Source organism: Alcanivorax sp. HI0083 (assembly GCF_001635175.1).
In genome coordinates this window covers 1-955 of record NZ_LWFX01000181.1, presented here as the reverse complement: position 1 = coordinate 955, position 955 = coordinate 1, and the positions used below count along the sequence as shown (strand labels likewise).

The window sequence follows — 955 nt, the reverse complement described above, 5'->3', positions numbered from 1 at the left end:
ACCCCTCGACTACCACAGACGCAGGGTTCCAGCGGGTGGAATCCGTGGTGGCTCACGAATACTTCCATAACTGGTCCGGTAACCGGGTGACCTGTCGCGACTGGTTTCAGCTAAGCCTGAAAGAAGGGTTTACGGTCTTTCGCGATCAGCAATTTTCGGCGGACATGAATTCCGCTGCCGTTCAGCGGGTGGAGAACGTGGATTTCCTGGTGAACCACCAATTCCCGGAAGATCAGGGGCCCATGGCCCACGCCGTTCGCCCGGAGGAATACCAGAAAATTGATAATTTCTACACCCTGACCATTTATGAAAAAGGGGCGGAAATTGTTCGCATGCAGTATCACCTGCTGGGGGCGGAGAATTTCCGCAGGGCGACAGATCATTATTTCGAGGTAAATGATGGCAAGGCGGTAACCTGTGATGACTTCGTGGCCAGCATGGAGGCCGTTTCCGGCCGTGATCTGGGCCAGTTCAAACGTTGGTACAGCCAGGCGGGCACGCCGGTGCTGACCGTTACCGACGAGTACAGTGAGGGGCAATATCACCTCACTTTTCGGCAACATACTCCTGCCACCCCCGGTCAGGAGGACAAGCAGCCTCTGGTGATCCCGATCCGTCTGGCCCTGCTGGATGAACAGGGTGCGCCCTGTGCGCTGGGCGCGAACGGGCAGGGTGAGCAGGTCATCATTGTGGATCAGGTGCAACAAACCGTGTCTTTCGCGGTGCCTGAAGGTGTGACGCCCTCGTTACTGCGTGGATTCTCTGCCCCGGTGGTGCTGGATTATGCCTACACGCAGGCGCAGCTGGCACGACTGCTGGCGTATGACAGTGATGGCTATTGCCGCTGGAATGCGGCTCAGCGCCTTTACTTTGCCGCCCTGGATCGGCTGGTGGTTGAGCCTGGGAAGGCGGATGCTGAAGCTGCGGCGCTGGTGCCCGTGCTGGAACAGGTCAT

The 955-nt window shown here is 58.2% G+C and carries 1 protein-coding gene; it reads left to right on the top strand.

Annotation, left to right across the window (positions count from 1 at the left end; translation table 11 throughout):
• Positions 1-955: DUF3458 domain-containing protein (locus A3754_RS01930; RefSeq protein ID WP_156496691.1), on the top strand; the 955-nt coding region annotated here is incomplete at both ends.